Source organism: Priestia sp. FSL P4-0332 (genome assembly GCF_038005845.1).
Taxonomy (GTDB): Bacteria; Bacillota; Bacilli; order Bacillales; family Bacillaceae_H; genus Priestia.
The window spans coordinates 3,631,672-3,650,896 of sequence record NZ_JBBOUA010000001.1 but is presented as its reverse complement, the minus strand read 5'-3'; the positions used below and the strand labels follow the sequence as shown (position 1 = coordinate 3,650,896).

Below are 19,225 nucleotides of genomic sequence, written 5' to 3'. Positions count from 1 at the left end.
TTTTTTATTATAAATTCAAAATATCATAGGGGAGGTACTTAAAGCTCTAAACATTCACCAATCGATTTGTTTTTCATCTTTAAAAAAGCCTCCGGAAGGTTCTTCAGTTCCAATCGTTGCTAACCAAAGGATAGAACGAGCAGCTTGCTCTGGAGTTCTTGGAGCTGATGGTCCACCCATATCTGAGCTTACCCATCCTGGATCGACCGCGTTAATTTTGATATCATTGGTGCTTTCTGCAGCTATTAATTGCGTTAAGCCATTTAGAATAAGCTTAGATAACTTATAAGCGCCAACTCCTGGAGATGACATTTCACTCATGGCTCCATATTCTGAGGAAACATTAATAATTCTTCCGTAGGATTGCTGTTCCATGAGGGGTATAAAGGAACGGATTACATGGTAGGCACCGAAGAAGTTCGTTGCCAGCGTTTTCTCTAGAATAGAAGGATCCATATTGACTAATTTTTGGTTTTTATCCAAATATATGCCCGCATTATTAATCAATACATCTAATCGTCCATATTGTTCACTTACTGTAGCTGCAGCTTTGAGGATGCTGGCTTCATTGCTTATATCCATCACCACATATGAAACATCAAGATGAGAGTCTTTAAGTTTTTGCACGGCTTTATGTCCGGTTTCTGAATTACGGCTCGTCAAAATGACCTTAAAACCTTCCATCGCCAACTGTCTCACTAGTTCATATCCAATACCGCGATTTCCGCCGGTGACAAGTGCCACTTTAGTGTATTTTTCCATTTCAAGTCCTCCATTTTTTATATATTAATGCTGTAAGCATTGATTAGAACGGATTGCTGCTTTTCATAGATGTAATAAAAGAAAACAAAGGGATCCTGCTAGGGATCCCGAAAGAAAGTTGCGCTGATGTCTTATTTTGAAAGTTGACTTACCGGACGCTGCATGTAGCTTCTTGGTAAAATGAATAGTACACTCAATATTAATGACAAGATCCCCACTAGTACAACATATTGTGTACCCATTCCTGATATAAATAGTCCACCCACAGCTGTACCAATCGTTGTTCCTAAGTTAACGGATGATAAAAATAATCCATTCGCAAAATCAGGTGCTTCTGGAGCTGCGGAGGAAATCCAATATTGATTAATATTCGTTCCTATACCAGCGAATATTCCCCAAACTAAAGTCATGATAGCCATAGGCCAAGTAAACTGTCCGATGAAGAATAAAATGATGTAAACGACTCCCAATGCGAAAGGGAAAACGACTACAGTTTTAATGGCATTTTTCGTAAGTAACTTCCCTGCGATAATATTTCCGAGAATATTTGCCCCACCGAATAGAATCAACATGAAACTAATTAATTGTCCAGAGATGTTCGTAACGCTTTTAAGATACTCAGCAAGATAACTGTAAACCCCAAATACTGCTGAATTCAGTAAAAGGACGGCAATAATAGAAAGCCAAGTAATAGGTTTTTTTAATACGCTTAGCTGCGCTCCGTATGAAAGTCTTTCTGTAACAGGCATAGAAGGGAAGAATGCCCACGTAGCAATAAATACAATAGCATTAATAACAGAAAAAAACGTCATTGATAGTTGAAACGAAACTGTGCTTGCAAGAAAACTTGCGATTGGTACACCAAGTACCATGCCTGCAGATACGCCAATAAAGACTTTGGAAACAGCTTTTGGAGCGTCTTCCTTGCTGACTGAGTTCGCTGCCATTGTAAAAGCTGCTGAAAAATAAATTGGATGAAAGATAGCTGGAATCACACGCGCAATTATGGCAATAGCAAAGTTAGTGGTGAATATAGAGATAATGTTACCTAAAACGAAAATACCAAGTACAAGTAACATTGCTTTCTTACGGTTGACTCCTGAAAAGAGTAACGGCATCGTTGGACCAGATATTGATACAGTAAGCGCAAAGAGACTCACCAGCCATCCGGCCTTTGATACACTGATATGAAAGTGATCCGCAATGTAGGGCAGTATCCCTATAACCCCCATTTCGGTATTTATAATCCCGAAAGCTCCTAAGGTTAAGACAAATATAAGTAGCTTATTTTGTTTAGACATAAAATAAAGATCCCTCTTTCTAAAAAATGTTGTGTTCTAGTTGCTGTAAAGTGGGGTGGTTAAAGGTGTATTGTAATGTTTTCACTTAGTCACTTTTTCAATTCTAACTGTAAAAGAACCATCAACATTTTCAAAATTTTCCTTTCTTGATTCAATTTGACCTAGTATCATAAGGTCGTTTGTAGAATCCTCAAAATCTTTATAAAAAATAGCTAAATTTCCCCAAGGAGCGTAATAAGCAAAGTCTCCTTTTTTTGATTGATTTCCGGCTTGTACATCATCTATAGATAATTTTTTTTGTAAAATACTAATTTTCTCTTTACCTATATAATCTTCAAAAGTTACTGTTAAAGGTAATCGAGCTAGAAAATCCTTACTTATTGGGTTATTGTACATCCTTACTACTACTTCTTTGTTGTCAAATGTTAATTTTATTCTTGCATTTGAAATACTATCTTCTTTTGATTGTTCTGGTTCCCGGTTTAAGTTGTCATTTGCATTATGATTTCTGTCGGTTGCAGATGAATTATTGTTGCCACAAGCGGCAAGGACAACGCTTGTTACTAAGATAGAAGCTAGGCACAACAGCTTTTTCATCTTGTTAGACTCCTTCTATTTTTACCTTTAAATTTTCAAATTCTATTGGCGAAAACGTATGAATTCCGACAATATAGGCCGGAATTCATACAAATTACGATTAAGATGTCATGCTCTTTACGAGCCTTATTGTTTCTTCAAATTTTCTTTGAAGAAGGATTCAAGCTTGTCAAAAGGAATTAAATTCACTCGATCATACAAGTCCACATGCCCGGCGCCTGGAACAATATAGAGTTCTTTTGGTTGAGCTGCTAGCTTGTAGGCGTCTTCGCTGAACTCTCTAGAGTGAGCGTTTTCACCGGTAATGAACAACATTGGACGAGGAGAAATCGTCTCTATGTCTTCAAACGGATAAAAATTCATGAATTTAACGTTGCTGGTAAGCGTTGGGTGAGTCGTCAGCTTTGGCGACGAACCTTTAGGTGTGTATTCACCTCTTGGAGTACGATAAAAATCATAAAACTCACGTTCAACGTCCGTAGAGTTTTCATTTAATTCGTGTACCGTTCCGCCGGTGTACTTAGTTTTACCGCCTTTAAATTCCACATAGCGCTGCTCTGCTGCCTCTTCAAGAATCTTCTTTCTCTGTTCGACAGTCTGAGAGTGTTTAAGCCCGTTGCGGTTAGCAGCCCCCATGTCATACATACTGACTGTCGCAATGGCTTTCATGCGCGGGTCGAGCTTGGCTGCGCTAATGGCAAAGCTCCCGCTGCCACAAATACCAAGAATACCGATTCTGCCTTTATCAACAAATTTTCGAGTGCCTATGAAATCCACTGCAGCACTGAAATCTTCTGCATAGATATCTGGTGAGACAGCGTTGCGAGGCTGGCCTTCACTTTCTCCCCAAAAAGATAAATCTAATGACAGCGTAACGAAACCTTTTTCAGCCATCTTTTGTGCGTATAAATTTGCACTTTGTTCTTTCACAGCACCCATAGGATGCCCGACGATGATTGCTGGGTGCTTCGTTTTTTTATTAAGACCTTTTGGAATGAAAAGATTCCCTGCAACTTTCATATTGTATTGATTTTCAAACGAAACCTTTTTCTTTGTTACCTTCTTGCTTTTGTAAAAATTATCTGCTCCATTGGACATGTCTGGTTTGTATGCAGCGTCGGTCTTCGATGCAGCGCTAACGTCAGTTTTTGATGCAACAATGGTCGTGGATACAAGCAAGCACAGGGCAATCACTTTACATACACGTGTAATCATAGATTTTTTTTTCATTTTAAGCTCCTTTCCACTTTGAATAAGTAAAGGTGTTGTTTTTGTGATATAAACTTCTTTGTTATTTATTCTAACGGCTTCTTTTGAATATAAAAAATACTTATATCTTATATCGTGATATGTTTGATAAGCATTTCTGGAGTGTATATACTAAAGCTTATGAAAGGAGGAGGGGGATATGGAAATTCGAGTTTTGCGCTATTTTCTTGCGGTTGCAAGAGAAGGAAACATCACGAGAGCTGCTGATGTTTTGCATGTGACACAGCCAACTTTGTCTAGACAATTAAAAGACCTTGAACAAGAGTTAGGTAAAAAACTATTTATTCGCAGCAGTCACAGTGTCTTTCTGACAGATGAAGGAATGCTTCTGCGAAACAGGGCAGAGGAAATCGTTAATATGGTGGATAAATTAGAGGCAGAATTTAGTTCGATGGAAGAAACAATAGGTGGTGATGTCTATATAGGCGGCGGAGAAACTGAAGCAATGAAACACATTGCACGAGTAGCAAAAGATGTACAGGTACGTTATCCTAATATACGATATCACCTCTACAGCGGAAACGAAGAAGATATAACGGAACGGCTTGACAAGGGATTGCTTGATTTCGGTATTTTAATTCAGCCAGCCGATATTTCAAAATACAATTATCTTAATATGCCTGCCAAAGATGTTTGGGGCGTTGTGATGAGAAAAGACAGTCCTCTTGCCCTCAAAGAAAGCATTCAAGCTGGGGATTTATTAAACGTTCCACTGATTTGTTCACGACAGGCCATGAAACAGACGTTTTCCAAAAATGAATTTGCGGATTGGTTTGGCGAAGACTTTCATAAATTAAACATCGTCACTACATACAATCTTGCATATAATGCGGCCATTATGGTTGAAGAAGGCATCGGATATGCAATAACACTTGATAAAATAGTCAATACGTCTACTGCTAGTAATCTTTGTTTCAGACCCTTACAGCCAAGACTTGAATCAGGCTTAAATATTGTGTGGAAAAAGCATCATGTTCTTTCAGCTGCGGCGAATGCGTTTTTAAAAGAACTGCAGGAAGAATTTGCACACACTCTAAACTGACAGGGTATCGGTCTAGCTCAAACAAATGGAGTAAAGCGGCTGTAATCGCCCAGGATATTTTAAAGAGAGTTAAAGTTGAAAATCGAGGACAGTAAAAAGACTTGTCTATACGGTATGCTAGATAAGTCTTTTTACTGCCGATATAGAGGTGATGTTAAGATCCTTTGAATGTTTTATTAGCATGTATTAACTCCCATTCGCCAGGGTTAGTGTCATCTGGTGATAAACCGTTAATAATATCAAGATAATGATTTGCTTTTTCGTCCATATATTTTACAGTTCTTTTAGCTTCCTCTAATTGAGCTTTAGCGATCTCTTTTTGTTTTAAAATGATTTGATAGCGCTCATGAATGGTACTTCCACCTTCTAAACACAAATCTACGTAGGTTTTAATGTCTTCCACTGTCATCCCACATTGTTTTAAATATTTAACACCTGTCAGCCAATTAATGGACTCTTGATCAAAAAGGCGAATATTGTTTTTATCACGCTGTACACTTGGAACTAATCCTTTATCCGTGTAGAAACGAACCGTATGTTCCGTTATATCAAGCAGCTTAGCCACATCTTTCACCGTATACATTTTAGCCACTCCCATAAACATTTTTTATTCATCACTGCTTAAAATCCTATCACATTCGTGTGACACGAAGGCAATAGGATTTTTATCATTTACGTATTTAAATTTGAAGATATAGTTTAACCACTTTCTTCACCTTATACGCTTTAATTCCTCATCGAATAGCTTAAATTAATTTATTTAAAAGCCTTGACCTCGTGTTACACGAAGGTATTAGGATAATACTTGTGCAAGGTTAACGAAACTTTAAAACAGGAGGAATTTTATATGAAAAAAGTTACTTTAAACAATGGTGTTGAAATGCCTATCTTAGGCTTCGGTGTATTTCAAGTTCCTGATTCAGCTCAATGTGAACACGCAGTATCCAACGCGCTTGAAGCAAGGTATCGTCTAATTGATACAGCGGCGGCTTATATGAATGAAGAGGCAGTTGGTGCAGCTATCAAAAAAAGTGGTATTCCAAGAGAAGAGCTTTTTATTACAACAAAGCTTTGGGTTCAGGATCAAGGTTATGAAAGTGCTAAAAAAGCCTTTCATGTTTCTTTGGACAAACTAGGGCTTGACTATCTTGATTTGTACTTAATTCACCAGCCGTTTAATGATTATTATGGTTCTTGGCGTGCAATGGAAGAGCTTTATAAAGAAGGGAAAATTCGTGCTATCGGTGTATCCAACTTTTATCCGGATCGTTTAGTTGATTTAATCTTAAATAATGAAGTTGTGCCAGCTGTAAATCAAGTGGAGAATCATCCTTTTTTTCAACAGAAAGCTGCAAAGAAAGTGATGGAAGAATACGGTGTGCAAATACAATCATGGGGACCATTTGCAGAAGGTCAAAATAATATCTTCCAAAATGAATTACTTTCCGGTATTGGAGCGAAATATGGAAAAACAGTGGCACAAGTTATTTTGCGCTGGCATATTCAACGTGGTGTCGTTACCATTCCAAAATCTGTTCGTAAAGAACGTATCGCTGAAAACTTTAACGTCTGGGATTTCACGTTAAGTGATGAAGATATGGCAGCCATTACTGCTATGGACAGCGGGAAAAGTGAAATCATTGATCATTTTACCGCCGATACGGCTAAAGCCTTAAATGGATGGAAAATTCATGAATAATGAAAGGTTTGCACCACCTAGAAAATGAAATTTTTGATAGCACTCTACTTTAAAACAGCCATAAAATTGGCTGTTTTTTATTGTTTGAAAATGTAAAATAACGGTTTCTTTTTTCTTTAATTTATTACAAAAAAATCAAATGTATTTAAGGCATTTCTATCAATTATAGTAACAATTGTTAAATTTTATCTTAAAGGTGATATTCTTATAAATATTCAATCAGTATACTTTCAAAGCTATTTATGGATTTGATTTTACAGTATAAAAAAATATTGAGAGCCACGATTGCTTTATTACTCTTAGACGAAGGATGAGTGATGTATGAACAAACTTATAATACCAGCCATACTAGTGATATTCGCTTTATGGATCTTATTACAATTGGCTTTAGGCGGAGACGTTTTCCAAAACCCGCTAAACTATTTTATCTTAATAACGGTTTTCTTTTTATTTATCAAACAAGCAAAAGAAAAATAGCCTGGCTTGATTGCTGCTATGTAGTCTATAGTTATAGGCTGCTTTTTCTTTTGGCCGCGTTAAAAAAATTCCATATATAAGCTAATTAGAAAAAGAAGGTTGAACCTTGCTTTATAAAAAATACCTTACGATTGTAAAAATGGTTAAAAATTATTAAACAGTACCTTGCAATAAACAATAGCCGGTGATATATTGTAATTATTAGGAAATCATTATGAATCAGTACTATACAATAAACAGTAGTGGACTGTGAAAAGAAAAGGGTGAAGAACAGTGAACGTGCAATTTAAAAAAGGAGTTTTAGAGCTTTGTGTCCTTGTGTTGCTTGATAAGAAAGACCGCTATGGATATGAATTAGTTCAAAAAATCTCCGATCAAATTGAAATATCAGAAGGGTCGGTATATCCTCTTCTGCGCCGATTAACAAAAGAAGAATATTTTACAACGTACTTAAAGGAATCTACAGAAGGTCCCTCAAGGAAGTATTATCAGCTTACAGCTAAAGGAAGGGATTATTTATACGAACTTATCGATGAATGGAACGAGTTTTCAAGAGGTGTTAATCAATTAATTAAAGAAGGTGTGAACAATGTCGAAGAGTAAATTTTTACAGCAATTAAATGAATTCTTAAAACCATTGTCTTCAAAAGAACGTGCAGATATTCTACAAGATTATGAAGAACATTTTTCCATTGGCTTAGAAGAAGGAAAAACAGAAGAAGAAATTGTAACGTCGCTAGGTTCTCCGAATCAAATAGCCAAAGAATTGCTGGCAGATTATCACGTTGAGCAAGCAACAGCTAAGGCAACAACTCAAAATATTTTGAGAGCCACTTGGGCCGTAATTGGTTTAGCTTTTTTTAATGTAGTGATTGTGCTTGGGCCCGCCGTCGCATTAGCTGGCTTCATTTTGTCAGCTTGGGCCATAGGTCTATGTTTCTTGCTATCTCCTATTCTAGTTCTCGGTGAGGCTATTGTACATTCGAGCGGCTTTTTTCTCTTTAATTTATTCATGTCTTTAGCATTTTGCGGAATTGGATATTTTATTATGTTAGGTATGTTAGTTGTAACGAAGCTAGCTATAAAAGGCTTTGTACGTTATCTAAAATACAATGTATCACTGGTGAAAGGCGGTTTAAAACGTGCTGAATAAAAAGAAACTCTCCATTCTTGCAGGCATTCTCATCCTTGTTGGGATTATAGGCAGTCTCCTTACTTATCGTGCGATTGATCCTGAACCTATTTCAAAAGAAAAAGTTATTAACAGCAATCAAGTATCAAAAGTAAACATTGATACGGATAATACTCGTGTTCACGTGTACCCTATCAAAGGCGATAATGTCAAAGTAACATTAAAAGGCGAAACATCTCCTAATATAAAAAGAGACTTCACTACTGCCGTTAAAAATTCAACGCTTTTCATCTCCTATAATGAACAGCAGCGCAGCTGGGTCAATTTTGATATTGTTAGTGTATTAAAACCGCTATCCATCAACGTTTATCTGCCTGAAAAACAGTATAATTCATTGGGGATTTCCAGCAACAATGGGTATGTGTCTGTTAAAAAATTACGCGCAGCGGATGTTTCCATTGGCGCAAACAATGGACGTGTAGAATTAGAGGACATTGATTCACAAAACCTGAACACCAGCGTACACAATGGACTTACAAGCATAAAAAATGCTGCAGCAAAAACGGTTCAAGCAAAAGTGAATAATGGAAAAATAACGCTGAGTAACGTGCAAGGTAGTTTAAAAGGGGAAACCCATAACGGAAGTATCGCTTTAGAAACAAAAGAACTTGATCGAGATATTGACTTTAAAACGAACAATGGAAAGATTAAGATTACGACGAAAAAAGAACCAAGTAACGTTCAATTTAATGTTTCCGTGGACAATGGAAAAGTCGATATTTTAAATAAATATGATAGTAGTGCTGTTATTGGAAAAGGAAAGAATATCATTAAACTAGCCACTCATAACGGCAGTATTTCAGTAATAAAGTAACTGTTTGTTATCATAAGCTCCCCTACAAAAAAGCAATGGTACAGCTAGCCTGAGATAATCCAAAAAGGTTTCACTCATTGAACGTTGATGAGTGGAACCTTTTTTAATTTAGTTTATGGCGAAGTAATAGTGGCAGCTAAAAACGAGCCGTATACAAATCTCTCTTGGTTCATGCAATTTGAGCAGGGAAGGCCTATAAAAAATATAACTTCTTTTATTTTTTCTTAAAAAAGGAATATTTCTTAAAGTGGTACGATACTATTTTCTGATACAACCTATCTCCTTAACAGGGATGTTCTTCGCTTTACCTATCAGCCACTATCAGAAAGGAGCAAAAATAAATGAAACGATATGTTGCGTACGGCTTGTTACTCACAGTGTCTTTAGTATTTGCGATTTTTTTAATTGTTGATTGGCGCCAATACGAAACTGGGTTAGAACAGGCTATTAAGCCTGCTGATAAGAACTACGAGAACAGCAAAAACTATGTCTCTGACAAACGTATGATAAATGTCATTGTAAAGCTAACGGAAGAAAGTCCTGCAACATTTGGAACAAGATTAAAAAGTGCGCAAAGAATAGATGAAAGACGTGTCCATGTGAATACCAATAAGCTAGAGGGCATTATCGAGTTAAAGGATATAGAAGGCAAGACTTTAGTGTGGCGTGTACTAGACGGCACCTCAAATCATTTAATTATGGAAAGCAAGAACTGGGGAAATGAATAAGGAACCTGCTGATAGTTTCTTTCATTTTTAAAAGAGGGTGAGGCAAAAGTATGTTAGTGATGTCTCAACCTCTTTATGTTCTTCTTATAAGCTGTCGTTAACGATTGTTTTTAAAAAATTAGTCAAAACAGAGGATGAAAGATATTTTTGATTTAATACTCATTAAAATATTCTTGAATCTTTTGAGGATCCTTCGTTCTCGTTAAGGCAAGCATTAAAAGAATACGGGCTTTTTGTGGATTTAGCGAATCGGATGTAACAAACGTATCTTTAGCATCTGATTCTTCATGTGTCACAACTCCGCTTCCTACCCGGCTAGACCTCACAATAACTACGCCTTTTTTTACCGCATCTCTAGCACCTGCTAGGGCAGCATCCGATAGCAGTCCGTTTCCTGCTCCTGCGACGACTATTCCTTTTGCTCCGGCTTTTACGGCCGTGTCATAAAAGTTCCTAGAGTCGTTTTGGTATCCATATATGATGTCTACTTGAGGAAGCTTATCTAATTTTGATACATCAAATGTTGATTGCGTTGTATGCTTGCGAGTTGGTTTGTTATAAAATAATACCTTATCTCCAGCTATTTCTCCTACATATCCTTGTTCAGGAGATTTAAACGTATCAACTGCCGTTGTATGCGTTTTTGTTATATAGCGAGCTGCGCCAATTCGATCGTTAAGTGCCACTAAAACACCGGTATTTCGTGCGTCCTTTTTAGAAGCAATTTTCACTGCATTATACAAGTTTAGCGGTCCATCTGCACTTATAGCGGTAGCTGGTCTCATTGAACCAACCACAACCACAGGTTTTTTACTTTTTACTACTAAATTTAGAAAATAAGCCGTTTCCTCCATCGTATCAGATCCGTGTGTCACGACAATACCATCAACGTCTTTAGACGCTAATAGCGTATTAATTCGTTTCGCTAACTTTAACAAAATGGTGTTATCTATATTTTGACTTCCGATATTTACGACCTGTTCTCCGCTTACATTCGCTAGTTTTTTTAACTCAGGAACAGCTTTAATGATGGTTTTAATATCAAGAGCTCCTGATTCATATCCAGTTGTGTCTGTGCTGCTTTCAGAAGAACCTGCAATCGTACCTCCAGTGGCCAAAATCTTTATATTGGGCAATTTTTCTTTCACTGAATTTTTCACAGTCATTTTAGAATCATTTACCGATGCATTGACCAATGATAAAGGTCCCGAAAATAAGATAACGCTTGATAAAAAGGTGAGGCCTACTATTCTTTTCAGTTCCATCGTTACTTCGCTCCTTTTACGCAAAAGACATGTAACGATATTATGGGTAATTTGAATTTAAAATATCCAAGGTGCTATTTTATTAAGATCTGTATTTGAAACATCTTTCTCCAAACAAATAAATTAGAAGAAAAGGTACACGCTGTATGGTAAAACGAGTCAATAATATCACAAATGAAGAAATTTATGGAACTTAACTATTCTAATAAACTACTCTAACCAGTTTTAATAATTTTTTATAGAGGATGGAAATATCTAAAATACATAAGGGTTAAAAGGGAGCGGTTAAAGTGAAGCCGACCCTTGTAGATGAACTAATAAAGAAGTTTTCCTTATTTGATTCAAAAAAAAGAGTATGTGGAATTAGCAGTTGATTTAAACGACATTTACAAAAGCAGTAATAAAATTGATCGATTAATTAGAGAAACTCTTCGTTCTTCACTAAATCAAGAAAAGCTAATCAAACAATTAATTGAAATAGAGATAGAACTTGATCATATTCATTGGCATTATAAAAGCTTAAAAAAGGAATTAAAACAATTACTTAATACTTAAATTGGAAGAAGGTGAAGTTTTGAAAAAAGAATTTTATCGAGGAGATAGTTTTTGGAGTGACGATAGTGAATATAAGCGTATAGATTATCCGATAAATGATGAAATCATAAAGCAAGCTGAAGCTATTTTAGGTGTTAAGTTACCTAGTTCATTATTGGATTTAATGAAAATAAGAAATGGTGGAGGACTTAACTATCCATACTTTATGTTACCTGATGGAGATACCGAAAGTATTCCTTATGGAGGAAGAGCAAGGATTAGCGATATTGATCCTATACATTTTGAAAAGGAAGATATAAGCATCTTGTCTTCTAAAGAACTATTAAAAGAAGTAAGCCTCACTGGTGAATTTGTGGTATTATGGACAGATTTTCACTATTGGGTCGTGTTGAATTATCGCAATAGATCACAAAATCCTGCTGTTATGTATATCGCAGAAAACTTCTCAACTTCAACGTACGACACTATAGAATGGGAGTATATTAAAATAGCAGATACTTTCGATGATTTTTTAAAGCAGCTATTTCGTGTGCCACCATTAGATCCAAAATAATTAAAAAATGGTTATAGCCGTAAATAATGATTAAGCTAAATCAGTATCAAGGCTGTATATTTGATCATAAAAAGGGTTCCTATCTCTAAATGGATGGAACCTTTTTAAATACAATGAATTATTAATGTTTATTTCTTATAATAAAATGAATCCAGCTATTAATAAAACAGCACCAAGCATAATCCGGAATCCTGAAGATGACACTGGATCGGTTGCTATATCTGATGCTACTGCTAAAAAAACTAAAGCTTTTTTAGTTTTTCCTTTTATATTTTTATCCCTTATAATTATAAAAATTCCTGAAACTAACAGATACAAACCAATTATTAAAGATAATATAGGTATAAAAATCATTTTATTTCCACCTTGTTCTAAAGTGCTATAGCATAGTTGTTTTCTATGCTTTTTTGTTACGGTCTAAACTTCTTGACTAAGGCAGTAGTACTTTACACCACTAACTTGTTCAACCATATTAAACCTACCTTTTTCACCAGCCTCTTTAGTTTACCTTCACTATTATAGAATATAAAACTAAAAATTCAATTAAAATCCAAAATTATACTATAAGATCAGTCCATAATGAGATGAAAAGAGTTAAAAACACTCTTATTTAATATTTAAATATTCCTGCCAGAAAACGTGTGCACTTTTGCATAATGTTTTGATTTATTTAGATGCATTATATTAATCTAGCAATTTTATTTGCGTTACTAAACACTTCATATTGATTATCCTCTTTTTCTTAGTTATAATGTAATTGTTACATTTGTAATAATAATGTAATATATTTGTAACTTATATATGTTTTGCGATGTTAGATAGAATGGTAGCTAATTTTAAAAAATGAAAAGCTGTTTATAGATAAGCCCTTAGCGGTTGTGGTAGCATCCGTGAGGGGAAAACTTTGGATAAAAAGGTGAGGACGATGTTGAAAAAAATATTTATTTTAGTTGTTCTAGGATATATATTCTTGAGTAGCAAGTATTTTCTTCAAAATTATGTGTATGCGGGCACGTATGAGCAAGATATAAAGGTTAACGATGACTTGGTGTCGAGTCTTCTTTTAGAAGAAGCTGTTTTTTAACGGCTTTTAAGGCGCTAAATTTTATATAAAGAGGTAATGGGTAGAGTTGTGATTTCTTCATATTGTCAGTCTCTTTCCTTATCTTCAAAGGTAAAAAGCAGGCGGTAGTTAAAATGATTGCAGGACTTCGGATCCTAATAGATTTTTACATTGCCTAGACAACAACTAAGTAGAGAAGAACTATGTAATTGAGAAGAGAAGGCTGAGGGAGTAAGAAGAAAATGAAAAACTATTTAAATGTGGAAGAAGGAAAAAATAGCTGGAAGCGTTATGTAAGTACAACAATCCTTGCTTCTGTGTTTATGCTGTTAGGATCAATTATTTATATTATTGCTGAAATGATAATGGTTGCAGATGATGAAAGTGGAAAATCATATTTTGATTTTGATAGTGGGGTAGCTGTAGGAATCAATGCTAATCTTGATTTTCTGTTGTCTCATATTATGTACATATGCTGGATTTTTGGTTTATGGATCGGGATTCGTTTTATTCACAAACGAAAAATGAAATCATTAATCACTGCTAACAAACGTGTGAATTGGAAGAAAGTAATATGGTCTTTTGGAGCTTTTAGCCTGTTACTAATCGTTTCACAATTAATTGATGTCGTGTTTAACCATTCGGATTATTCATGGAACCATGTAAGTCTGAAAGAGTATGTACTATTAATACTTATTACATTTTTGTTAGTACCTATTCAAACAACAACAGAGGAGCTGTTTTTTAGAGGGCTTCTTCTTCAATGGGTGAGTAAGAAGGTGAAGCGTCCAATTTTACTTGCTATTATTGTTGGACTAATGTTTTCAATAGGTCATTTTGCTAATCCTGAAATGAATAAATCCATTATATTGGTGGGACTAGATTATATTGTAGCTGGTTTTGCTCTTACATATATCGCGATTAAAACAAAAAGCTTAGAAATTACCATTGGCGCACACGCAGCCAACAACATGTTTCTCGCTCTATTCCTTACAACGGACGATTCTGTTTTCGGATCTATACCGAGTTTGTTTAAGGTAGCTAACACTGAGCCAGGAGCTAATCTTATTTGGTCGATTGTTATGTTTAGTGTTTTCTATATCTTATGTAGAGGGAAGATAAAAAAGGAAGAAGCAGCTGACAAAGATCAGCTTATTGCTTAAATTGGCAGAACCAATAACTAAACAGGATAGGAGATGTAACAGAGTGAGTGGAAATCACGATGAAAATAAACCATTGACTCGTGCAGAAATGAAGCGAGGCCACTTAGCTACTCAACATCGCATTTTGAATGTACTTATCGTTCTTGCATCGATTGCTGCAGTGTATCTAGTAATAAAAACCATACTTTAAAAGAGCAGCCTTTATGGCTGCTCTTTTTATTTTGTCCCAACACCTCGCAACTACCAATTGAAAAAAGCTTTTAACGAAATCATTGTACCGGCGTAGACAAGAGATGAGATTAAAAAGGTTGGCAAGTGCGCGTGTTTTTCAAAAGGGAGTTCTTTACTGATCACGTTAAATAACATTGCACCTGAACTAAAAGCAATCATCGACTCGATAAGCAAGCCGGATGAGGGTCCGAAGACGCCCATGATGCACCCAAGAAAAGTTGTCCCGGCAAGCATATAGCGGCCTCTGCTTTTGTGTAAGCGATTATGTTTTTTTCCTAAATGATAGGACCACCCGATAAAATGAAGGCTGATAGCCAGTCCGTAGAATACTGATTCAACTCGCTTAACATCGGTTGAAAATACGACATAAGAAATGATAAAAGAATAAACCATAAAAAAACTAGCCTGTACCATGTACACGGTCAGTTCCGTTAGATGTGTGGCTGCTTTTGTCTGAGCAAATGAATACACCGAAAAATAGACGAGTAAGCCGAGAAGACCAAGAAAATATAGTTCAGTATCAAGGGCTAGCGATCCTCCAAACTCTTCTTGTTTCTTATGAAGCGTGGGTAAGATATAAATAAATACGTAGGCAATAGCTACACCGCCTGATAATGAGAGCAGCTTTTGCTCTCCGATTGGAGAACGTTCGACAATCGTTAATGCGTATAGTTGAATGAGGATAAAAACAATACCTATTATGATTGATTCAATTGTAACCATGATGGTCTCCTTTTAAGGTTCACTTTTAGGGTTTAATTCCCTTTAATAGAAGAAGAGAAACCATGATTTAGATGGAAACATTGTTCAATTATAGATAGATGTTTTTAAACGTAATAGTTTGATATTGGTGTTATTTTACACTATATATATAAAGTGGTAAATTAAAATAGGTGATTGATCATGTACTTAGTTATATTTCTAATCAAGAATTAGGGGTGGTGTATGTATGAAAAAAGTGATGGTCTTTATTACAGATGGTTTTGCTGATTGGGAAGCCAGTTATGTGACAGCTGAGTTAAATAAACAGGGAACAGGATTTCAAGTTCAGACAATGGCAATCGACAAACACCCTAAAACTTCAATGGGAGGATTGACCGTTCTTCCAGATTACAGCCTAAAAGACTTTCCTTTTAAACTGGACTTTGCGATGTTAATTATGCCTGGGGGAACGGGATGGAGAGAAGAGAAAAATCATCAGGTAAAGAAACGGGTGAGCTTTTGTTTTGAACATAACATTCCGGTTGCAGCGATTTGTGATGCAACGACCTTTTTAGGGAACTATGGGTTTCTTGATCAGAATAAACATACAGGTAATTCATTACCTTATTTGAAAGAAGGAGCACCTAATTATCGAGGGGATGAAAATTATATAGAAAAACAATCTGTTAGTGATGGCTGTCTAATTACAGCTAATGGAAGCGGTGCATTAGAATTTTCGAAGGACATTTTAAATAAATTAAATGTTTTAAAGAGTAAAGAACTAGAAGAATGGTACGCTTTATTTAAAAATGGTTTTATTCCGATAACAGGAGAACATATTGAAAAATAACTCACTTTAAATTACTTAAAAAAAGGCCAGATAGTAATGAAAATTTACCCAATAGGATATAAGGCTGCTTTTTTAACGTGTAGGAGGATTCAAAATTGAAAAGAAATTTGTTGTTTTTAGGATTCATGTCTATTCTTTTATTAGTATTGAGTAGCTGTGGGAGTAAGGAAGAAAGCGTGCGTTTTGAAGGGGAAGGGGATCAGTGGAAAGCTTTGTATCTTTTAAATAAAGGAGAGAATACTGAAAACGGACAAGGCAGTATTATCTATAAAGGAAAAGACAAAGAGAAATTAGGAAAAGTTTCTTATGTCGTGGAAGGGGAAACAAGCAAATTATCAGGTACGGATGACGAGACAGGAGGAAAAATTAATTTAAATGGGGGCTGCAGCGGATGTGCGACTCAAAGCAGCAGCGCTCCTTTTCATGTAACAATAAAATGGAATGGTAAAGAAGATAAATTTGATTTAAAAGCAAAGTAGAACGATAAACTAATAAGTGTCTAGAATGTTTGTTATGTTAGCTTTGCTTTTCACCATACGATTAACACAACAAACGCACTTTATAATTGCTTTCATCATTTACATAACTTGTCCAAAACATTCTATTTATCGTCACTAAGTGCAAGTGTTGAAGCTTCAATAATAACTAAAATACCTTAGTATTTCCAATAAAAAAAGAATCCTTTGCCTACATAGGAAAGGATTTTTTTATGTCCACATTTCCTAAAATACAAACCCTTATAAAATAACTTCCTTTAATTATAATTAATGGTAAAATAATCAATATAAAAGAAGGTTACAATGTATTCACCACAGGAAGCCTTATTGGCTAGTTCTCTTTATTTCGTATTTATTATTCTATCTTTTATAATTAGTTTCTTTATCGGAAGGATACTCATTATAAAATCCGATAGATCAGTAGGGGAAGTTCAGGCAATTTCTCTTTTTATTTATTTTGTTTTGTTCGGAACGGATTTTAGATATTGGTGGTGGGGACACGCTATGTCTATTCTTAACATCTTTGAGTTTTTAGCAACTACGCTTATAAGTTTTCTTATCTTTGTAATCAGCGAATGTATTCTTTATTTCTGGTTGAAACAGCTATATAAGACGAATGTACAAAAAGGTGCTTAAATTTAAAATAACAGGCGCCAAACTAATAATTATTTCGAACAGAAAGTTTAATGCTGTTACAGGTTATAATACTTACCGCGTTTTAAAAATGTCATTGAAAGAAGGGCAGTATGTTGAAAAAAATCGTGACGGTCACCATTGCTGGAATTCTACTAATGGGAGCAGTAATTTTCTATTTTGTTACATTCTTTGCCTATATCCCATTCGCTAAATTTTCTGGATTTCCTGTCCCTAAAAATGCAAAGTTAGTAAAAGAAAAAGAACGTGTAGATATCTATGATTGGTCTAAAGCTTCTGAAGAAAACGGCATCCCGTCAGGATATAAATTAGTAATTAAATCAAAAGGGTGGAAGGAGAGGAGCCAAGAAGGGGCCTCCACTTACTATGAAAAAGGAAATAAGATAATTGATTTAATATCTCAAACTAATGAATTAACTCTAATTAAGGATAAAGATTGAATATACGTAAAAAGGAGTAGATAAATAAATGAGTACAAAAAAAATACACCTTACGCCATTTGAAACAACTCACATTCAATACTTACATAAATGGTTAAACGATGAACGAGCAATACGAATGATAGGCAGGACACCTTTAACTTATGAAGAGGTAGTACAAGAAGTAGAAAAGAAAAGAATGAACAACGATTTAATTTTAGGAATTAAAAGCGATGAAAAAGAATTAGTTGGATGGGTTTTTCTGAAGGATATAGATTACGCACATGGAAGAGCTAGTATAGGAATTCTTTTATCTTCAGAATCTAGAGGTCACGGGTACGGCCGAATAGCCATGGAGCAAATGATTGATCTAGGGTTTAAACAGCTCCGCTTAAACAAAATCTATTTAACTACAAGAGGAATAAACGAACAGGCAATTGCATTGTATGAAAAAATCGGTTTTGTTACCGAAGGGAAATTAAGAAATCATGCCTATGTGGATGGGAAGTACGTAGATACATATTTTATGGGTATATTAGCTTCGGAATGGAACAAGTAAGCTTACTTCTTCACCATAAAAAGCTAAGCTTACCGACTATCATGAAATTAAAAAAGCTAGTGCTTGTATTGTACAAAAATCACGATTTCATATATCATCTATTTGCCGCCCGTAAGTGCAAATGATAAAACTGTAATAATATACGAAGTACTTTAGTATTTACTAAATAAACTATGAATCTCAGGTAAGAGAGAATTAGAGTGATTATAACATTTTTAAACTTTGTATGTATATGAAACTACAAATCTGGCCACACTAATAACGTATTCTCTCTATTCTAATAAAGTTAAAAATCCTTTGCCTACATCAGGGAAGGATTATTTTTTTATAAATCCTGCTTTAATTGGTTGTTAATCTAAATAAAGGGGAATTACATATATTAAGAGCACACAAAGGGGATAAATATTAGTGACAAATTATAGGTACTATACGGGAACCCTGTTTGTCAGGGAATTAGAACGTTTAAAAGAAGAATATATTCAACTTGATCTCGACGATGTGAAAAGAATGGTTGAAGAAGATATTTTACTGTTAGAAAAAGCGGTGAATATGTTGTCTACGAATACAGTTTATTAAATTAAGCAACTTAATAAAGCATTATCTAACGACTACTGTTAATTCAATTTTAAAAAAGCTACCTCTTTTGACTGGGAAGAGGTGGTCTTTTTCAATTTCCAGACTGGATAGGGCATACTAAGTAAAAAAACGTTTGAAAGCATTTTATAATATTTCCTAGTTTCTAAGAAATATTGCCCAAACAAAAAAGGACATCTCTTCTATGTCCTGTTCCCTCGTATCAGCCCCGCCTACGCTAAATACTATGACAGCCACTC

25 protein-coding genes are annotated in these 19,225 nt (G+C 35.2%); 17 read left to right on the top strand and 8 right to left on the bottom strand.

The window, feature by feature from the left end; genetic code table 11:
• Positions 1-54: 54 nt before the first annotated feature.
• From MKY06_RS19100 to MKY06_RS19085, 4 genes are all read right to left on the bottom strand, one after another.
• Entirely contained in the window at positions 55-762 is a 708-nt protein-coding gene (locus MKY06_RS19100; protein ID WP_029323551.1) for an SDR family oxidoreductase, read from the bottom strand.
• A 131-nt stretch (positions 763-893) separates the two neighbouring features.
• The gene (locus MKY06_RS19095; RefSeq protein ID WP_289917060.1) at positions 894-2,063 is read right to left on the bottom strand and encodes an MFS transporter; all 1,170 of its coding nucleotides are present in this window, start codon (positions 2,061-2,063) and stop codon (positions 894-896) included.
• 81 nt (positions 2,064-2,144) lie between these two features.
• Positions 2,145-2,660 (bottom strand): cyclophilin-like fold protein, encoded by a 516-nt coding sequence (locus tag MKY06_RS19090; RefSeq protein WP_289917058.1) that lies wholly within the window; start codon positions 2,658-2,660, stop codon positions 2,145-2,147.
• A gap of 126 nt (positions 2,661-2,786) precedes the next feature.
• The gene (locus MKY06_RS19085) at positions 2,787-3,890 is read right to left on the bottom strand and encodes an alpha/beta hydrolase (protein ID WP_098277796.1); all 1,104 of its coding nucleotides are present in this window, start codon (positions 3,888-3,890) and stop codon (positions 2,787-2,789) included.
• Positions 3,891-4,068: 178 nt separating this feature from the next.
• Between MKY06_RS19085 and MKY06_RS19080 the strand changes: the two genes are divergently transcribed.
• Positions 4,069-4,971 carry a LysR family transcriptional regulator gene (locus MKY06_RS19080; protein WP_013058430.1) on the top strand — a complete coding sequence of 301 codons (903 nt, stop codon included), beginning with the start codon at positions 4,069-4,071 and terminating at the stop codon, positions 4,969-4,971.
• Between the two features lie 154 nt (positions 4,972-5,125).
• Here MKY06_RS19080 and MKY06_RS19075 read toward each other — a convergent pair whose 3' ends face one another.
• A complete protein-coding gene (locus tag MKY06_RS19075) occupies positions 5,126-5,554 on the bottom strand; it encodes a MerR family transcriptional regulator (protein WP_029323545.1) in 429 nt (142 codons plus the stop codon).
• Positions 5,555-5,818: 264 nt separating this feature from the next.
• On the opposite strand from MKY06_RS19075, the gene MKY06_RS19070 reads away from it, so the two are divergent.
• The 6 genes from MKY06_RS19070 (at position 5,819) to MKY06_RS19045 (ending at position 9,881) form a co-directional block, all read left to right on the top strand.
• Positions 5,819-6,670 (top strand): aldo/keto reductase, encoded by an 852-nt coding sequence (locus tag MKY06_RS19070; protein WP_289917051.1) that lies wholly within the window; start codon positions 5,819-5,821, stop codon positions 6,668-6,670.
• 321 nt (positions 6,671-6,991) lie between these two features.
• Positions 6,992-7,147 (top strand): hypothetical protein, encoded by a 156-nt coding sequence (locus MKY06_RS19065; protein WP_029323541.1) that lies wholly within the window; start codon positions 6,992-6,994, stop codon positions 7,145-7,147.
• A gap of 273 nt (positions 7,148-7,420) precedes the next feature.
• Positions 7,421-7,750 (top strand): PadR family transcriptional regulator, encoded by a 330-nt coding sequence (locus MKY06_RS19060; RefSeq protein WP_013058428.1) that lies wholly within the window; start codon positions 7,421-7,423, stop codon positions 7,748-7,750.
• Positions 7,737-8,300 (top strand): HAAS signaling domain-containing protein, encoded by a 564-nt coding sequence (locus MKY06_RS19055; RefSeq protein ID WP_098757754.1) that lies wholly within the window; start codon positions 7,737-7,739, stop codon positions 8,298-8,300. The genes MKY06_RS19060 and MKY06_RS19055 overlap by 14 nt, the downstream gene beginning before the upstream one ends.
• On the top strand, positions 8,290-9,153 hold the full coding sequence (locus MKY06_RS19050; RefSeq protein WP_098598105.1) for a DUF4097 family beta strand repeat-containing protein: 864 nt from the start codon (positions 8,290-8,292) through the stop codon (positions 9,151-9,153). The genes MKY06_RS19055 and MKY06_RS19050 overlap by 11 nt, the downstream gene beginning before the upstream one ends.
• A gap of 341 nt (positions 9,154-9,494) precedes the next feature.
• Positions 9,495-9,881: a hypothetical protein gene (locus MKY06_RS19045; RefSeq protein ID WP_057273776.1), complete on the top strand. Its 387-nt coding sequence runs from the start codon at positions 9,495-9,497 to the stop codon at positions 9,879-9,881.
• Positions 9,882-10,033: 152 nt separating this feature from the next.
• Here the strand turns inward: MKY06_RS19045 and MKY06_RS19040 are convergent, their stop codons facing one another.
• Positions 10,034-11,146 carry a type II asparaginase gene (locus tag MKY06_RS19040; RefSeq protein ID WP_098288209.1) on the bottom strand — a complete coding sequence of 371 codons (1,113 nt, stop codon included), beginning with the start codon at positions 11,144-11,146 and terminating at the stop codon, positions 10,034-10,036.
• Between the two features lie 336 nt (positions 11,147-11,482).
• Here MKY06_RS19040 and MKY06_RS19035 point away from each other — a divergent pair, with 336 nt between their 5' ends.
• A complete protein-coding gene (locus MKY06_RS19035; protein ID WP_289917002.1) occupies positions 11,483-11,701 on the top strand; it encodes a hypothetical protein in 219 nt (72 codons plus the stop codon).
• Positions 11,702-11,720: 19 nt separating this feature from the next.
• Entirely contained in the window at positions 11,721-12,254 is a 534-nt protein-coding gene (locus MKY06_RS19030) for an SMI1/KNR4 family protein (protein WP_064472248.1), read from the top strand.
• A gap of 135 nt (positions 12,255-12,389) precedes the next feature.
• Here the strand turns inward: MKY06_RS19030 and MKY06_RS19025 are convergent, their stop codons facing one another.
• Entirely contained in the window at positions 12,390-12,608 is a 219-nt protein-coding gene (locus tag MKY06_RS19025; protein ID WP_013058420.1) for a hypothetical protein, read from the bottom strand.
• 571 nt (positions 12,609-13,179) lie between these two features.
• On the opposite strand from MKY06_RS19025, the gene MKY06_RS19020 reads away from it, so the two are divergent.
• The 3 genes from MKY06_RS19020 (at position 13,180) to MKY06_RS19010 (ending at position 14,670) form a co-directional block, all read left to right on the top strand.
• A complete protein-coding gene (locus tag MKY06_RS19020) occupies positions 13,180-13,338 on the top strand; it encodes a hypothetical protein (RefSeq protein WP_013058419.1) in 159 nt (52 codons plus the stop codon).
• A gap of 221 nt (positions 13,339-13,559) precedes the next feature.
• A complete protein-coding gene (locus MKY06_RS19015; RefSeq protein WP_057273774.1) occupies positions 13,560-14,480 on the top strand; it encodes a CPBP family intramembrane glutamic endopeptidase in 921 nt (306 codons plus the stop codon).
• 43 nt (positions 14,481-14,523) lie between these two features.
• Positions 14,524-14,670, top strand: a complete 147-nt coding sequence (locus MKY06_RS19010) for a hypothetical protein (protein ID WP_014458831.1) — start codon at positions 14,524-14,526, stop codon at positions 14,668-14,670.
• 50 nt (positions 14,671-14,720) lie between these two features.
• Here MKY06_RS19010 and MKY06_RS19005 read toward each other — a convergent pair whose 3' ends face one another.
• Complete coding sequence (locus MKY06_RS19005) at positions 14,721-15,434, bottom strand: hypothetical protein (RefSeq protein WP_340961162.1); 714 nt, start codon at positions 15,432-15,434, stop codon at positions 14,721-14,723.
• Positions 15,435-15,660: 226 nt separating this feature from the next.
• On the opposite strand from MKY06_RS19005, the gene MKY06_RS19000 reads away from it, so the two are divergent.
• From MKY06_RS19000 to MKY06_RS18980, 5 genes are all read left to right on the top strand, one after another.
• The gene (locus MKY06_RS19000) at positions 15,661-16,263 is read left to right on the top strand and encodes a type 1 glutamine amidotransferase family protein (protein WP_098399921.1); all 603 of its coding nucleotides are present in this window, start codon (positions 15,661-15,663) and stop codon (positions 16,261-16,263) included.
• A gap of 95 nt (positions 16,264-16,358) precedes the next feature.
• Positions 16,359-16,742, top strand: coding sequence for a hypothetical protein (locus MKY06_RS18995; protein ID WP_029323524.1), 384 nt, complete (start codon positions 16,359-16,361; stop codon positions 16,740-16,742).
• 764 nt (positions 16,743-17,506) lie between these two features.
• Positions 17,507-17,854, top strand: coding sequence for a hypothetical protein (locus MKY06_RS18990; RefSeq protein WP_013058414.1), 348 nt, complete (start codon positions 17,507-17,509; stop codon positions 17,852-17,854).
• 28 nt (positions 17,855-17,882) lie between these two features.
• Complete coding sequence (locus MKY06_RS18985; RefSeq protein ID WP_013058413.1) at positions 17,883-18,392, top strand: GNAT family N-acetyltransferase; 510 nt, start codon at positions 17,883-17,885, stop codon at positions 18,390-18,392.
• Positions 18,393-18,800: 408 nt separating this feature from the next.
• Positions 18,801-18,968, top strand: coding sequence for a hypothetical protein (locus tag MKY06_RS18980; protein WP_013058412.1), 168 nt, complete (start codon positions 18,801-18,803; stop codon positions 18,966-18,968).
• Positions 18,969-19,225: the final 257 nt, after the last annotated feature.

Coding starts and splice junctions, on each gene's coding strand:
- MKY06_RS19100 (WP_029323551.1), bottom strand. CDS start 762: ATGGAAAAATACACTAAAGTGGCACTTGTCACCGGCGGAAATCGCGGT.
- MKY06_RS19095 (WP_289917060.1), bottom strand. CDS start 2,063: ATGTCTAAACAAAATAAGCTACTTATATTTGTCTTAACCTTAGGAGCT.
- MKY06_RS19090 (WP_289917058.1), bottom strand. CDS start 2,660: ATGAAAAAGCTGTTGTGCCTAGCTTCTATCTTAGTAACAAGCGTTGTC.
- MKY06_RS19085 (WP_098277796.1), bottom strand. CDS start 3,890: ATGAAAAAAAAATCTATGATTACACGTGTATGTAAAGTGATTGCCCTG.
- MKY06_RS19080 (WP_013058430.1), top strand. CDS start 4,069: ATGGAAATTCGAGTTTTGCGCTATTTTCTTGCGGTTGCAAGAGAAGGA.
- MKY06_RS19075 (WP_029323545.1), bottom strand. CDS start 5,554: ATGTATACGGTGAAAGATGTGGCTAAGCTGCTTGATATAACGGAACAT.
- MKY06_RS19070 (WP_289917051.1), top strand. CDS start 5,819: ATGAAAAAAGTTACTTTAAACAATGGTGTTGAAATGCCTATCTTAGGC.
- MKY06_RS19065 (WP_029323541.1), top strand. CDS start 6,992: ATGAACAAACTTATAATACCAGCCATACTAGTGATATTCGCTTTATGG.
- MKY06_RS19055 (WP_098757754.1), top strand. CDS start 7,737: ATGTCGAAGAGTAAATTTTTACAGCAATTAAATGAATTCTTAAAACCA.
- MKY06_RS19045 (WP_057273776.1), top strand. CDS start 9,495: ATGAAACGATATGTTGCGTACGGCTTGTTACTCACAGTGTCTTTAGTA.
- MKY06_RS19040 (WP_098288209.1), bottom strand. CDS start 11,146: ATGGAACTGAAAAGAATAGTAGGCCTCACCTTTTTATCAAGCGTTATC.
- MKY06_RS19025 (WP_013058420.1), bottom strand. CDS start 12,608: ATGATTTTTATACCTATATTATCTTTAATAATTGGTTTGTATCTGTTA.
- MKY06_RS19020 (WP_013058419.1), top strand. CDS start 13,180: ATGTTGAAAAAAATATTTATTTTAGTTGTTCTAGGATATATATTCTTG.
- MKY06_RS19015 (WP_057273774.1), top strand. CDS start 13,560: ATGAAAAACTATTTAAATGTGGAAGAAGGAAAAAATAGCTGGAAGCGT.
- MKY06_RS19005 (WP_340961162.1), bottom strand. CDS start 15,434: ATGGTTACAATTGAATCAATCATAATAGGTATTGTTTTTATCCTCATT.
- MKY06_RS19000 (WP_098399921.1), top strand. CDS start 15,661: ATGAAAAAAGTGATGGTCTTTATTACAGATGGTTTTGCTGATTGGGAA.
- MKY06_RS18990 (WP_013058414.1), top strand. CDS start 17,507: ATGTTGAAAAAAATCGTGACGGTCACCATTGCTGGAATTCTACTAATG.
- MKY06_RS18985 (WP_013058413.1), top strand. CDS start 17,883: ATGAGTACAAAAAAAATACACCTTACGCCATTTGAAACAACTCACATT.